Source organism: Paenibacillus sp. V4I7 (assembly GCF_030817275.1).
Lineage (GTDB): Bacteria > Bacillota > Bacilli > Paenibacillales > NBRC-103111 > Paenibacillus_E.
This window is the reverse complement of sequence record NZ_JAUSZD010000002.1, coordinates 6,468,103-6,483,014: the sequence shown is the minus strand read 5'-3', so window position 1 is coordinate 6,483,014 and position 14,912 is coordinate 6,468,103. Positions and strand designations below refer to the sequence as shown.

Annotated in this window: 12 protein-coding genes; all 12 read left to right on the top strand. The window is 48.7% G+C overall.

Annotation, left to right across the window (positions count from 1 at the left end; all coding sequences use genetic code 11):
* Positions 1 to 15: 15 nt before the first annotated feature.
* Entirely contained in the window at positions 16 to 1,311 is a 1,296-nt protein-coding gene (gene purB / locus QFZ80_RS30400; RefSeq protein ID WP_047676348.1) for an adenylosuccinate lyase, read from the top strand.
* Positions 1,312 to 1,380: 69 nt separating this feature from the next.
* Positions 1,381 to 2,238, top strand: coding sequence for a phosphoribosylaminoimidazolesuccinocarboxamide synthase (locus tag QFZ80_RS30395; RefSeq protein WP_307564273.1), 858 nt, complete (start codon positions 1,381 to 1,383; stop codon positions 2,236 to 2,238).
* A 275-nt stretch (positions 2,239 to 2,513) separates the two neighbouring features.
* Positions 2,514 to 2,753, top strand: coding sequence for a phosphoribosylformylglycinamidine synthase subunit PurS (gene purS, locus QFZ80_RS30390; protein WP_056830702.1), 240 nt, complete (start codon positions 2,514 to 2,516; stop codon positions 2,751 to 2,753).
* A 26-nt stretch (positions 2,754 to 2,779) separates the two neighbouring features.
* A complete protein-coding gene (purQ, locus tag QFZ80_RS30385) occupies positions 2,780 to 3,475 on the top strand; it encodes a phosphoribosylformylglycinamidine synthase subunit PurQ (RefSeq protein ID WP_307551980.1) in 696 nt (231 codons plus the stop codon).
* Complete coding sequence (gene purL, locus QFZ80_RS30380) at positions 3,453 to 5,696, top strand: phosphoribosylformylglycinamidine synthase subunit PurL (RefSeq protein WP_307551983.1); 2,244 nt, start codon at positions 3,453 to 3,455, stop codon at positions 5,694 to 5,696. The genes purQ and purL overlap by 23 nt, the downstream gene beginning before the upstream one ends.
* Complete coding sequence (gene purF, locus QFZ80_RS30375) at positions 5,681 to 7,213, top strand: amidophosphoribosyltransferase (protein ID WP_307551984.1); 1,533 nt, start codon at positions 5,681 to 5,683, stop codon at positions 7,211 to 7,213. The genes purL and purF overlap by 16 nt, the downstream gene beginning before the upstream one ends.
* Positions 7,214 to 7,322: 109 nt before the next feature.
* The gene (purM, locus tag QFZ80_RS30370) at positions 7,323 to 8,363 is read left to right on the top strand and encodes a phosphoribosylformylglycinamidine cyclo-ligase (RefSeq protein WP_307551986.1); all 1,041 of its coding nucleotides are present in this window, start codon (positions 7,323 to 7,325) and stop codon (positions 8,361 to 8,363) included.
* Positions 8,363 to 8,974, top strand: coding sequence for a phosphoribosylglycinamide formyltransferase (purN, locus tag QFZ80_RS30365; RefSeq protein ID WP_307562429.1), 612 nt, complete (start codon positions 8,363 to 8,365; stop codon positions 8,972 to 8,974). Before purM ends, purN begins: the two co-directional genes overlap by 1 nt.
* Positions 8,975 to 9,280: 306 nt before the next feature.
* Positions 9,281 to 10,828 (top strand): bifunctional phosphoribosylaminoimidazolecarboxamide formyltransferase/IMP cyclohydrolase, encoded by a 1,548-nt coding sequence (purH, locus tag QFZ80_RS30360; RefSeq protein ID WP_307562427.1) that lies wholly within the window; start codon positions 9,281 to 9,283, stop codon positions 10,826 to 10,828.
* A gap of 69 nt (positions 10,829 to 10,897) precedes the next feature.
* Positions 10,898 to 12,157, top strand: a complete 1,260-nt coding sequence (gene purD, locus QFZ80_RS30355) for a phosphoribosylamine--glycine ligase (RefSeq protein WP_307551992.1) — start codon at positions 10,898 to 10,900, stop codon at positions 12,155 to 12,157.
* A gap of 150 nt (positions 12,158 to 12,307) precedes the next feature.
* Entirely contained in the window at positions 12,308 to 14,041 is a 1,734-nt protein-coding gene (locus QFZ80_RS30350; protein ID WP_307551994.1) for a sensor histidine kinase, read from the top strand.
* Positions 14,038 to 14,823 (top strand): response regulator transcription factor, encoded by a 786-nt coding sequence (locus tag QFZ80_RS30345; protein ID WP_307562424.1) that lies wholly within the window; start codon positions 14,038 to 14,040, stop codon positions 14,821 to 14,823. Before QFZ80_RS30350 ends, QFZ80_RS30345 begins: the two co-directional genes overlap by 4 nt.
* Positions 14,824 to 14,912 lie beyond the last annotated feature (89 nt).

Here is a 14,912-nt window from a genome sequence, read left to right as displayed (position 1 = left end):
GGAGGAACGGCTAACATGATTGAACGTTATACACGCCCAGAAATGGCACGCATTTGGACAGAGGAAAATAAATTCCAAGCTTGGCTTGAAGTCGAGATTCTTTCTTGCGAAGCATGGTCAGAACTCGGAGTTATTCCTAAGGAAGATGTGAAAGTACTGCGCGAGAACGCAAGCTTCAACATTGACCGCATTTATGAAATCGAGCAAGAGACGCGTCATGACGTGATCGCCTTTACTAGAGCAGTTTCCGAAACGCTGGGACCTGAGCGCAAATGGGTTCACTATGGTTTAACTTCGACAGACGTTGTCGATACAGCACTTGGCTACTTGCTGAGACAGGCAAACGAGATTTTGGACAAAGACATTCAGAATTTCATTGAAATCCTTCGCAATAAAGCAATCGAACATAAAGATACAGCCATGATGGGCAGAACGCATGGTGTGCATGCAGAGCCGACGACGTTTGGTTTGAAAATGGCGCTTTGGTACGAAGAAATGAAGCGTAACCTGGAGCGTTTCCGCTTTGCTGCTGATGGCGTGCAATTCGGTAAAATCTCAGGTGCAGTAGGCACCTACGCGAACATCGATCCATTCGTTGAAGAGTATGTGTGCGGCAAGCTGGGCACGAAAGCAGCTCCGATCTCTACACAAACCTTGCAGCGTGACCGTCACGCTGAGTACATGGCGACGCTGGCGTTGGTTGCTACGTCCCTTGATAAATTCGCGACTGAAATTCGCGCGCTTCAGAAGAGTGAGTTCCGCGAGGTTGAAGAGCCATTTGCAAAAGGTCAAAAAGGTTCCTCCGCCATGCCGCATAAGCGTAACCCGATTGGTTGCGAGAGCATTTCCGGTCTGTCCCGTGTGATTCGCGGGCACATGGTTTCCGCTTACGAGAACGTAACGCTTTGGCATGAGCGCGACATTTCGCACTCCTCCGTTGAGCGTATTATCCTGCCGGATGCGACGCAGCTGCTTAACTACATGCTGAACCGACTAGGCAACATCATCAAGAACTTGACTGTGTTCCCTGAAAATATGAAACGCAACATGCGCAGCACCTATGACGTTCCTTTCTCTGGCCGCGTTATGACAAAACTGATCGACAAAGGCTTTGCTCGTGAGCAAGCGTACGATACGGTTCAACCAAGAGCGATGCAGGCATGGGAAGAACAGCGTTCGTTCCGCGAAATCGTAGAGAATGCTTCCGTGATTACAGAAGTGTTAAGCCCAGAAGAAATCGCAGATTGCTTCGATCCAAGCTGGCATTTGAAACATGTTGACACGATCTTTAACCGCTTAGGCTTGAAATAGAAAACAACATTTTTAGCAGGAAAGGATGTGTGGTTCGTGGCAAGCAATATCGTGGATTCAGCCGTTGAAATGATTAACGCTCCCCTGGTTCATAAGGGTAAAGTACGTGAACTGTATGATCTGGGCGAACATTTCCTTATTGTGGTGACGGATCGGATTTCGGCTTTTGATTATATGTTGAAGCCTGGTATTCCTGATAAGGGGTACGTTCTGAACGCGCTTAGTAAATACTGGTTCGGCATAACTAGCGGTTACATGAGCAATCACATTGTGCATACGGATGTGGAAAAGCTTCACGCGATTATTCCGAGTGCGGAAGATAGAGAGCTTCTAAAGGAACGTATTATTGTAGCGAAAAAAGCGGAGCGCATCTCCATTGAGTGCGTGGTTCGCGGGTACATCACAGGCAACGGCTGGAGACAGTACGAAAAAACCGGCGAGATTAACGGTCGCAAACTGCCTGAAGGCCTGCGCAAAAACGAGCGCTTGCAAGATCCTATTTTCACACCTGCGGCTAAAAATGATGTCGGTCATGACGAAGACATTTCCGTGGAACAAATGATTGAATTAGTCGGTGAGAAGCTGACTTATGAGCTGCAAGAGCGAAGCATTATGCTTTACACACTGGCTCATGCGATTTGTGAGCAAAAGGGTATTATTTTAGCAGATACCAAGTTTGAATTCGGCTTTTATGCGGGTGAACTTATTATTATAGATGAAATTTTCACGCCGGATTCCTCGCGTTACTGGTCAGAAGATAAATACGCCCTGGATATCGAGATTGATTCGATGGACAAAGAGCCCGTTCGTACGTACTTAGCGGGATCGGGTTGGGATAAAAATAGTGAGCCGGATGAGCTGCCAGCTTCCGTTGTAGAAGAAACTTCGAACCGTTATAAAGAAATTTTACACCGTTTGGTGGATTAGGGGAGGTTCCCCCACTCCCCCGGCTCCCCGCAGCTTAGGCTGCGACAAAAGGAATAAGAGCCTTTAGAGACTCTTATTCCATGGGAATCGCCGATATTCCGGCAAATAAGAGCCTTTAAGGTCTCTTATTTACCGGAATATCGGTCAAATTGTCTTTTTTAGGAGAAATAAGAGCCTTTAGAGGCTTTTATCCTCCCATTTTAGTGAAATAAACGACTTATAAGAGGCTCTAAGGACTTCTATTTTGACAAGCATATACGAGGAGGAGATTTGAAATGAAAGCAACGGTCTACGTAACGATCAAGCAGAACGTATTGGATGTTCAAGGAACTGCGGTGCAAGGAGCGCTTCATTCCATGGGTTTTGAGGAAGTTGGCAAGGTGCGCATCGGGAAATACTTGGAGTTAGAACTGGATACAACGGATAAAGCAGAAGCGGAAGCACGCGTAAAAGCAATGTGCGAGAAGCTGCTTGCGAACACGGTTATCGAAGACTACCGCTACGAGTTGGCGTAATAAACCAGAATAAGGAGGAAAACGTCATGAATTTTGCGGTTCTTGTATTTCCGGGATCGAACTGCGACATCGATCTGTATAAAGCAATCGAAGATACCATTGGTCAGCCGGTTGAGTATGTTTGGCATACAGATGGCGACTTGTCCAAATACGACTGCATCCTCGTGCCGGGTGGATTCTCTTATGGGGATTACCTGCGTTGCGGAGCGATTGCCCAATTTACGAACGTCATGAAAGCTGTGGTTAAGGCTGCGGAAGAAGGCAAGTACATTCTAGGTATTTGTAACGGATTCCAAGTGTTAACGGAAGCAAGATTACTGCCAGGCGCTTTGCTGCGCAACAACGGAATGAAATTCCGCTGCCACCAAACGATCCTCAAAGTGGAGAACAACACGACGGCTTTCACGCGTGATTACGCGGAGGGCGAGCTGATTGAAATTCCAATCGCTCACGGCGAAGGTAACTATTATTGTGACGAAGCTACACTAAAAGAATTGCAAGAAAACAATCAAATCGTATTCCGTTATGAAGCGGGCAACAATCCGAACGGATCCCTTGACGATATCGCTGGAATCAGCAATAAAGCTGGTAATGTCGTTGGTATGATGCCTCATCCGGAGCGTGCCGTTCATGAGATTCTTGGCTCCGCAGATGGTAAGAAAATGTTCACATCAATTCTAAGCGCTTGGAGGGAGAAACATGACGCAGCAGCTATCCGTTAATGAACCAACAGCCGAGCAAATCGCGGAGCAGAAAATTTACAAGCAAATGGGCGTAACGGACGAAGAGTTTGCCAAAATTTGCGGCTTCCTTGGACGCAACCCGAACTATGTAGAGATCGGTGTTTTCAGCGTTATGTGGTCCGAGCACTGTTCTTATAAAAATTCCAAACCTGTACTTCGTAAATTCCCAGTGACAGGACCTCGCGTCTTGATGGGACCTGGCGAAGGCGCAGGGATAGTAGATATCGGAGACAACCAAGCGGTTGTTTTCAAAATTGAAAGTCATAACCACCCTTCAGCGATCGAGCCTTATCAAGGCGCGGCGACAGGAGTGGGCGGTATTATTCGTGATATTTTCTCAATGGGCGCACGCCCGGTAGCGCTTCTGAATTCCTTGCGTTTCGGTAAGCTGGAAAACGACCGCGTGAAGTACTTGTTCGAGCACGTTGTATCCGGAATCGCTGGATACGGGAACTGTATCGGGATTCCGACAGTCGGCGGCGAAGTGATGTTCGACGAGAGCTACGAGGGGAACCCGCTCGTTAATGCGATGTGTGTGGGTCTTATCGACCACAACATGATTCAACGCGGTGTTGCCAAAGGTGTTGGCAACCCAGTCTTCTACGTCGGACCAGCGACTGGCCGCGACGGTATCCACGGTGCGACATTCGCATCCGAGGAGCTTACGGCGGAGTCCGAAGCGAAGCGCCCAGCGGTACAAGTTGGCGATCCGTTCATGGAGAAGCTCGTGCTGGAAGCGTGCTTAGAGTTAATCAATTCCGGCATCGTGCTCGGAATTCAAGATATGGGTGCTGCGGGGCTAACTTGCTCCAGCGCAGAGATGGCTAGTAAAGCGGGCAACGGCATGGAGCTTTACCTTGATGAAGTTCCGCAGCGCGAAGAAGGCATGACAGCGTATGAAATGATGCTGTCTGAGTCTCAAGAGCGTATGCTTTTCGTTGTTGAGCCGAAGCATGAGGCGCAAGCTAAGGGCATTTTTGAGCGCTGGGGTCTCCACTGCGCCAAAGTCGGCAAGGTAACCGATGACGGTTACCTGAAGCTGATCCACCACGGTGAAGTCGTGGGGAACATGCCTGTCGGCGCACTCGTCGACGAGTGCCCGGTGTACAATAAGCCGAGCAAAGTGCCGGCTTATTATGAAGCTAGCGCATCGATCGACACGACTCGTTACCCGGAGGTAACGAAATTGACGGATGCACTGAAATCGGTGCTCGCGTCTCCGACGGTAGCGAGCAAAGAGTGGGTGTACAACCAGTATGACCACATGGTTCGTACAGATACGGCAGTGCGTCCGGGTTCGGACGCAGCGGTTGTAACCATTCGCGGTACCCGTAAGGGCCTCGCGATGACAACCGACTGCAACGGACGCTATGTGTACTTGGATCCGGAAGTAGGCGGACGGATTGCAGTTTCTGAAGCAGCGCGTAACGTTGTCTGCTCCGGTGCTGAGCCGCTCGCGGTTACGGATAACCTGAACTTCGGCAGCCCAGACAAGCCAGAAATTTTCTGGCAGTTGGAGAAATCCACAGACGGTATGGCAGAAGCTTGCCGCTTCTTGGATACGCCGGTTATTGGCGGTAACGTCTCGCTTTACAACGAGAATGCCAAAGGTGCGATCTACCCAACTCCGGTTATCGGGATGGTTGGTCTTGTTCATGACATCGACCACATCACGACGCAAAGCTTCAAAAAAGAAGGCGACATCATCATCCTGCTCGGCGAGACGAAAGCGGAGCTCGGCGGCAGCGAATTCCAATATGTGATTCACGGTGTAACGGAAGGCCGTCCTCCTGAATTGGACTTGGCTACAGAGAAACGCCTGCAAAATGCGGTTCTAAAAGCAATTCAAGAAGGTCTTGTTGCTTCTGCGCATGACTTATCCGAAGGCGGCTTGGCCGTTGCTTTGGCTGAAAGCTGTATCGGTGGTAAAGTGGGCGCAGCTGTTAATGTGGCGTCTGACCTTCGTCCCGACTTCACGCTATTCAGTGAAACACAATCCCGTATTTTGCTCAGTGCTTCTCCTGATAAAGCGGACGCTCTGAAACACTGGATTGCTTCACAAGGCGTACCTTATCAAGAAATTGGAACAGTAACAGGTTCAGATCTGACCGTTAAAATCAATAACGAACAGCGTCTCCAGTCTCCGGTAAACGAGCTGGCGAAAGTCTGGAAGGATGCGATCCCATGTCTAATGGCATGAAAAAAACCAAGGCCCTAAAGCTCCCTGCTGCTCCCGTAGTTCAACTAGGGGATAAACAGCATGAACTTTGGACAGGCGAGTATTTCAACGAAGGTGTAGGCGGCCAAGGCGGATTGTTTGATAAGCTGAATGAGGAGTGCGGGGTGTTCGGGGTGTATGGTCATCCCGAAGCTTCCTCTCTGTGCTATTACGGGCTGCATGCCCTGCAGCACCGCGGACAGGAAAGTGCCGGCATTTGCACGGTGGAAGACGGCAAGTTTAACTATTATCGCGGTATGGGACTTGCCAAAGAGGTATTCACCAATGAAAATTTGCATCCTCTGACAGGTTCTACTGCGATCGCCCACGTGCGCTATTCAACAGCAGGCGAAAGCAAGCTGGCAAACGCACAACCACTCGTATTCAAGTACCGTGAGGGCGACCTTGCTATTGCGACGAACGGCAACCTTGATAATGCGCATATTATCAAGCGCGAGCTTGAGAAGAAGGGTTCGATCTTCCAAACGACGAGCGACACCGAGGTTATGGCGCATTTGATTGCCCGTTCGGAGCACGACGATATTGTGGATGCGGTTAAAGATGCGATGAATCAAGTTATCGGCGGCTTTGCCTTCCTGATCGTCACCAAGGACAAATTGATCGCTGCGCTCGATCCGAACGGACTTCGTCCCTTCATGATCGGCCGTCTGGGAGATGCGTACTTGTTCGCTTCCGAGTCCTGCGCCTTCGATGCGGTGGGAGCTACGTATTTCCGTGATGTGCAGCCAGGGGAAATCATCGTGATTGATCGCGACGGCTTCCGCTCGGAGCGGTTCACGGAAAGCGGCCGACGCGCGATTTGTGCGATGGAGTATATCTACTTTGCTCGTCCAGATAGTGACATTGATACGGTGAATATTCACTCCGCGCGTAAGCGGATGGGTAAGAAACTGGCGATGGAAGCTTTCGTTGACGCTGATATTGTGACTGGTGTGCCGGATTCGAGTATTTCGGCTGCAATTGGTTATGCGGAACAAACGGGTATCCCTTATGAGCTGGGACTGATCAAGAACCGCTACACAGGCCGGACGTTCATCATTCCAAGCCAAGAGCTTCGTGAGCAAGGTGTTAAAATGAAGCTAAGCGCCGTTCGTAAAGTCGTCGAAGGCAAGCGTGTTGTCATGATTGATGACTCCATCGTGCGCGGGACAACGTCACTCCGAATCGTCAATTTACTTAGAGAAGCTGGGGCAACAGAAGTGCACGTGCGTATCTCTTCGCCGCCTTTTATGAATCCATGCTACTACGGGATTGATACACCGGATCGGAAAGAGCTGATCGCTGCGATGAATTCGATCGAAGAGATTCGTAAAGCGATCAACGCGGATTCCCTGCATTTTCTGACAAAAGAAGGGCTGTTAGATTCGATCGGTCAAGGTTCGGCAGGGGCGGAGAGCGGCTACTGTACGGCATGCTTCGATAACAGCTATCCAACAGAAATTGTGGATGTTACGAAGGTTGGTTGTGCTTGCGATTAATTGGTTAATAGATAAGGAAATGCAATAAATTGGAATAGACACAACGGGTGGGTCCCGCTTAGGCGGACGACCTGCCCGATACATAGACAAACTAAGGAGTGATTGCTAAGTGTCGGATGCTTACAAAAAGGCTGGAGTGGATATCGCGGCGGGGAACGAAGCAGTAGAACGGATGAAAAAGCACGTCAAACGGACTTTCCGTCCTGAAGTGTTAACGGACCTCGGTGGCTTCGGCGGGCTGTTCAGCTTGAACAAAGACAAGTACGAGGAGCCTGTGCTCGTATCTGGTACGGACGGCGTGGGCACGAAGCTGAAGATCGCTTTTGCAATGGATAAGCATGATACGATTGGGATTGACGCTGTTGCGATGTGCGTGAATGATATTATCGTTCAAGGCGCGGAGCCGCTTTTTTTCCTCGACTATCTTGCTTGTGACAAAGTAATTCCAGAGAAAATTGAAGCTATCGTTAAAGGGATCGCTGACGGTTGTGCGCAGTCTGGCTGCTCACTCATCGGTGGCGAAACGGCGGAAATGCCGGGCATGTATGCGTCTGGGGAGTATGACATTGCCGGGTTTACGGTTGGAATCGTCGACAAGAAAAAGATCATCGATGGTACAACGATCCGTCCTGGAGACGTGGTTCTAGGTCTGGCATCGAGCGGTGTGCACAGTAACGGGTTCTCTCTTGTGCGCAAGCTTTTGCTGGAAGATGGCGGTTATACGCTTCAAGGTCATGTGGATGAGCTGGGCGATAAGCTTGGTAATGTGCTGCTTGAGCCAACGAAGCTTTATGTGAAGCCAGTTCTTGCGATGCTTGAAGATGTTGCGATCAAAGGAATGGCACACATTACAGGCGGCGGTTTTATCGAAAATATTCCTCGCGTTCTGCCTGATGGCGTGAACGTCGAAATCCAATATGGATCGTGGCCGATCCTTCCGATTTTTGAGTTGATGCAGCGTGAGGGCGGCATTTCGAACAACGATATGTTCCGTACGTTCAACATGGGTATCGGGATGGTTGTTATCGTTGGTTCGGACGATGCTGAGAAAGCTATTGCAGCAGCAGAAGCACAAGGCGAGAAAGCTTACCGTTTAGGTGTTGTTACTGAAGGCGAGCGTGTAGTGACGTTCCAAGGAGCTGAAGTTTAATGCAGCCTTACCGAATTGCGATTTTCGCTTCGGGCAGCGGCTCGAATTTCCAGGCCATCGTAGATCAGGTACAGAAGGGGAAGCTTGATGTCAGCATCGAGCTTCTTGTCTGTGACCGCCCGCAAGCGTATGTGGTGGAGCGTGCTGTAGAGGCGAAGGTGCCTGTATTTGCGTTTGTTCCGAAGGAATACGAGAGTCGTGAGGCTTATGAGGCTCTTATCCTTAAAGAGCTGCACGATCGTCAGGTTGACTTGATCGTAATGGCTGGCTACATGCGGATTATTACGAATGTGCTTGTTGAGCCGTATTTCGGGCGCATGATCAACATTCATCCTTCACTGCTGCCGTCGTTTCCCGGCGTACGTGCGATCGAGCAGGCCGTCGAGTACGGCGTGAAGCAGACCGGCGTGACCGTTCACTTCGTGGACGGCGGGTTGGACTCCGGGCCGATCATCGCCCAGCGTGCCGTTGAGATCCACGAGCACGAGACTGCGGACTCGCTGTCGGAGCGCATCCATGCGGCTGAGCACGTGCTGCTGCCGCAGGTGATTCGCTGGCTGTGCGAGGATCGCGTGAGCTTGGATGGCCGCAGGGTTAGCGTGCGGTCGTAGGGTTTTGAGCTATAGCTCCACCACGCAAAATAAGGTCATCTGTGGATAACTCTTCAGTATGCGCGAGGGATTTAAACAAATTAGACTTTTCTGTGGCGTGGATCGCGGCCGGAGAGTATGTAAGGATGTTTTTCATCACTAGGGTGGCTTGAGCGAGAGAACTAGCTACTGTAAGGATGTTTTACATCGTTACCGCGACGGTTTTACCCTATATGAGTGAGCTTGATCGAAGTTAAGGCTGTTCTTCATCGCTAAGTTGGGATGAGCGGGAGAAGTTACAAATATTATTTTCTGGGAGGAAGCATAGTGGCAATCAAAAGAGCACTGATCAGCGTTTTCGATAAGACGGGAATTGTTGAATTCGCGAGCGAGCTGTCGAAGCTGGGCGTTGAGATCATTTCTACGGGCGGTACGCTTAGTTTGTTGAAGGATAAAGGGGTGCCGGTTATCGGTATTTCCGAGGTTACAGGGTTTCCGGAGATCATGGATGGCCGCGTCAAAACGCTGCATCCGAATGTTCACGGCGGATTACTGGCCGTTCGTGACAACGTGGAGCACCAAGAGAGCATGAAGAAGCTCGGTTTGGAGTATATTGATCTGGTTGTCGTGAATTTGTATCCTTTTGCCGAAACGATTGCGAAGCCTGATGTGACTTACGAGGATGCGATTGAGAACATCGATATCGGTGGGCCGACGATGCTTCGTTCCGCAGCTAAGAATCATGCGTTTGTTTCCGTTATCGTGGATACAACCGACTATGCGAAGGTGCTGGAAGAAGTGCAAGAGACTGGCGACACAACGCTGGAAACGCGCAAACGTCTAGCTGCTAAAGTGTTCCGTCACACGGGGGCTTACGATGCTTTGATTGGTGACTACTTGACTGGTCTACAAGGCGAGCCTTACCCAGAGCGCTATACAGTGACTTATGAGAAAATGCAGGAGCTTCGTTACGGAGAGAACCCGCACCAAAGCGCAGCTTTCTATCGTAAGCCGAATGCGGCTGCTGGCAACATTACAACAGCTGTACAGTTACACGGTAAAGAACTATCGTACAATAATATTAACGACGCTAATACTGCGCTTCAGATCGTCAAAGAATTCAGCGAGCCTGCAGTTGTAGCCGTTAAGCACATGAATCCTTGCGGCGTAGGTATCGGTACAAATGTGCTTGAAGCTTACACGAAAGCGTACAATGCAGACCCGACTTCTATCTTCGGTGGCATCGTAGCCGCGAACCGCGCGGTGGATGAAGCGACAGCTCAACTGCTGCATGAGATTTTCCTGGAAATCGTCATTGCGCCTGATTTTACACCGGAAGCGCTCAATATCCTTTCCAAAAAGAAAAACATTCGCCTACTCAAAGTAAGCGGCTTAGATACAGTAGCTGGCCGTAAAGCGGAGCCAGTGATTACAACGGTTGAAGGCGGCATGCTCGTACAAGCTAGCGATGCTTACCAACTGACCGAAGCTGACTTGAAAGTCGTTTCTGAGCGTCAACCGACGGCTGAAGAGATGAAGCAATTACTTTTCGCATGGAAAGTAGTTAAGCACGTTAAATCTAACGCAATCGTACTCGTTGCAGACGATATGACGGTTGGCGTTGGCGCGGGTCAAATGAACCGTGTTGGCGCAGCCAAAATCGCCATTGAGCAAGCGGGCGACAAGGCGAAAGGATCTGTCCTTTCCTCCGATGCGTTCTTCCCAATGGGCGACACACTTGAAATGGCAGCAAAAGCGGGAATCACAGCGGTGATTCAGCCAGGCGGTTCCATTAAAGACGAAGAATCTATCCGCGTAGCGAACGAAAATGGCATTGCCATGGTCATGACAGGCGTTCGTCACTTTAAACACTAAAACAATTGAGAATGCTCACGTTCGATTTCCAGACCGTGGGCATTCCCCATGAGAGGGGTTTCCATAGCGATGCGTGTATTAGTTATTGGACGAGGCGGGCGCGAGCATGCGATTGTATGGGCACTCAGCAAAAGCCCGAAGATCAGCAAATTGTTCTGTGCACCAGGGAACGGCGGGATTGCTGGCTTAGCGGAATGTGTGCCGATTACAGAACTGCAATTCGAGGAGATCAGTACATTTGCGAAGGAGCAGGCGATTGACCTCGTGATGGTAGCACCTGATGATCCGCTTGCAGCTGGATTGGTTGATCACTTGGAGTCCAAAGGTATCGAGGCTTTCGGACCTCGCGCGAATGCGGCGATTATTGAGGGCAGCAAGGTGTTTATGAAGGAGCTATTGAAGAAATACAGTATCCCTACGGCAGCTTACGAGTCTTTCGACGCTTATGAGCCAGCGCTTGCATACTTGCGCAGTCAGTCGGCGCCAATTGTTATTAAAGCGGACGGCTTAGCTGCTGGAAAAGGTGTTACCGTTGCGCAAACGATGGAGGAAGCGGAAGCCGCGCTTCGCGATATTATGGTGGATCAAGTGTTTGGCAAATCCGGAGCTAGCGTAGTCATTGAAGAGTTCCTAACCGGACAAGAAATGTCACTGTTAGCCTTTGTTGATGGGTCCACGGTTCGCCTCATGGTGCCATCACAGGATCATAAACCTGTTTTTGATAACGACAAGGGGCCAAACACGGGCGGAATGGGGACGTACTCCCCGCTGCCGCATATCCCTGAGTCAATCGTACAGGAAGCACTTGTGAACATCGTTCAACCTACAGCTGATGCGATGGTAAAAGAGGGCCGTCCTTTCAAAGGCGTCCTTTATGCCGGTTTGATTTTGACCCCGAATGGCGTGAAAACCATTGAGTTTAACGCACGTTTCGGTGATCCAGAGACGCAGGTTATTTTGCCTCGCCTCAAGACTGACCTTCTTGATATTTTCTTAGCTATCAACAACGGAACGTTGGCTGAGCAGTCGATCGAGTGGAGTGAGGAAGCGGCAGTTTGTGTCATTGTAGCTTCACCAGGCTACCCAGGTCCTTACCCAAAAGGGCTGCCGATTACAGGACTGGATCAAGTGCAAGATTCGCTAGTGTTCCATGCGGGGACAGCCATCGAAGACGGACAAATTGTCACCAATGGCGGACGCGTTCTAGGAATCACAGGCCTTGGCAAAGATATCATTGAAGCTCGTCAGAAAGCTTATGCGGATGCGGACCGGATCCATTTTGACGGGAAGCATTACCGTACGGATATTGCAATGAAAGCTTTGAAATAGTAAGATTGCTCTTAATTGTATAAAGCACAGCCTTTTGTTCATCAAAGGGTTGTGCTTTTTCATTTTTCTCAAATTAATTGACCGTTGTAAGCGTTTTACTTGTTTTGTATACTAGGCAGTATTAGGCAAGTAGCAAAGCGAGGCTGAATCATGACAATACTTAAAATGATGGGTTTACAACCGAAGCCGCATTCCTTGAAATATCGTCTCATTCTCATCCTGTTTATCAGCTCACTCGCACCCTTAATTCTCATTGGGAGTATTTCCTATTTCTCGATGTATGCGATTTTACAAAATAAAGCAGAGGGCGGGGTCCAAAGCAATTTGCATCAGGTAAGGCTGTTGCTTGAAGATACCCTCGGTCAGTTAAATCACACGTCTCAACAGCTCGCCTTTGACGGGAGGGTTGGCAAAAGCCTAGAGAACTATTTATCAGCTGATTTATATGAAAAGAAAAGATTAAACGACGAGATCAGAAGCGAGTTAGGCTTGATTCATTTTACGAACCCGACGCTTGGATTAATGTTTTATTACTTTGAGAAAGACAAGCAGCTATTATTTGAAAATTTTAACGTTCGTGAAGATTATGACCTTAAGCAGCTGCCAGTACTTATCAAGTTCGATAAACTTACTTATATGGGACCGCATCTTTCTTTAAACCCGATCGACGGCAATGAAGTGCTGTCCATCCTGCGCAAAGTCGAGCTGCCGGATCGTGACGATGCGTATGTCTATATTGAAACTAATTTTAAATTGGCAGAAAGCATACTCAAAGACAACGATCAATTCGGTGGCAACTTGGTACATCTTATTGTCGATAATCATGGACAAATTGTTTATAGCGAGAATTCAACGGATTTTCCTGTAGGCATGCTGCATGCCAATAACCAATCGAATAAAGACATTTCGGGCAAATATATGATGTTTGAGGAGACGAGCAATCAATCTTGGAAGGTACTGGCCGCCGTCCCCAAATCGGTATACAACCTCGAAGTAAATAGGTGGATCAAGCAGTTCGCCTTCTTTGCTATCTTAACCCTTATAGCAAGCTTCTTCATTGCCTGGTTGATTTGGCGAACGGTATACCGTCCGCTCAAGCTGCTGAGTACGGATATTCGTAATGTAAAAAGTAACAACGAGGTTTTCCCGAGAAGACAATCTCAGATCTTGGAGTTTGCCGTTATTTATAAAGAGTTTGCAGAAATGAGAAGCCGCATCTTTGAATTAATCGGCGAGGTGGAGCAGAAGGAACAAGGCAAAGCATTTCTCGAAGTTGAGAAATTAATGACGCAAATCAATCCGCATTTCATTCATAATACACTCGATACCATTCGCTGGCTGGCTCGTGCCAATGGGCAGAAGGATATTGACCGCTTGGTTTCCACGTTGAACAAAGTGCTCTACTATAATCTCGGTAAAGGCGGACCGGCCAGAATTAAAGATGAGATTGAGGCTCTCAAAAATTATGTGGAGCTGCAGGGCATCCGTTATAACTTTCAATTTGATGTGAAAATCCATGCCGATTCCGAGGCGCTTGAGCTGCCGGTTCCAAGGTTCATTCTACAGCCGCTTGTTGAAAATGCGTTGTATCACGGCTTGGAGGATAAAGGTGTAATTGAAGTTAGTGTCATCGAAGACGGTGAATCGCATGTCATTATTGAAGTTAGAGACAATGGAGACGGGATGACAGAAGAAGAAATTGATCAATTAATGAGCGAGAACACGTTAGAGAAAAAGAAGGTAGGCATGGGAATCGGGCTGCAATATGTAAACCGTATGGTGAAGTTTCAATTCGGAGCAGCTGCGAGTTTTCATATAAAAAGCACAATCGGCTCAGGGACGACGATCATACTTCGTCTTCCAATAGGAGGTATACTCGGATGATAAAAGTTATGGTTGTGGACGATGATCACTTGGTGCGTAAAGGCTTCATCGCGATGATGCCTTGGCGTGAGCATAATCTAGAGGTCGTAGGTGAAGCGGGTAACGGCAAAAAAGCGTTAGAGTTTCTGGAGAATAATCAGGTGGACTTGCTCATTACCGATTTAGCGATGCCTGTCATGTCAGGTATAGATTTAATGAGGTGTGTGAAAGAACGTTATCGGGATATTAGCATGGTCGTATTGACGTTTCATCAGGATTTTGAATTGATACAGGAAGCGCTTCGCCTAGGGGCGCTGGATTATATGACCAAGGTCGAGCTTGAACATGAGCAGATGGACGAAATATTAAGAAGAATTGTAGGTAAAATGCAGGAGCAAAATGTACGAACAAGGGACACGAAAGTGGAGATCCATGGCGTTCCTGCGTTTGCCGAAGAGGAAGATGGGCCGTATTCGCCCGAAGTGAAGGCATGTATTTGGAAGGCAGTAGATATTATTCGCCATGAGTTTCAAAATGAGCTTCTTTTGCCGGACATCGCGAAAAGGGTCAACATGAGTCGCAGTTATTTCAGCCGCTGTTTTCGGGATATTGCCGGGAAAACGTTTAACGATTATATCCGGGAAGTGCGAGTGAATCACGCGAAAGATCTGCTTAGTCAAACAGGGAAAACGATTAGTTGGATCGCCGCACAAGCTGGGTATCCGAATGAAAAATATTTTGGCAAAGTATTCCGTGAGTTGACGGGGATGCTGCCCGGTGAGTTCCGCAAGAGCAAGAGTTAAAATTGGGCTTTCACCCAAAGACAGTAACACAAATCGTCTCCAAAGAAGTGCACTTTTGTCTCCTAATCGTTCCCGGAATGCCGATTTAG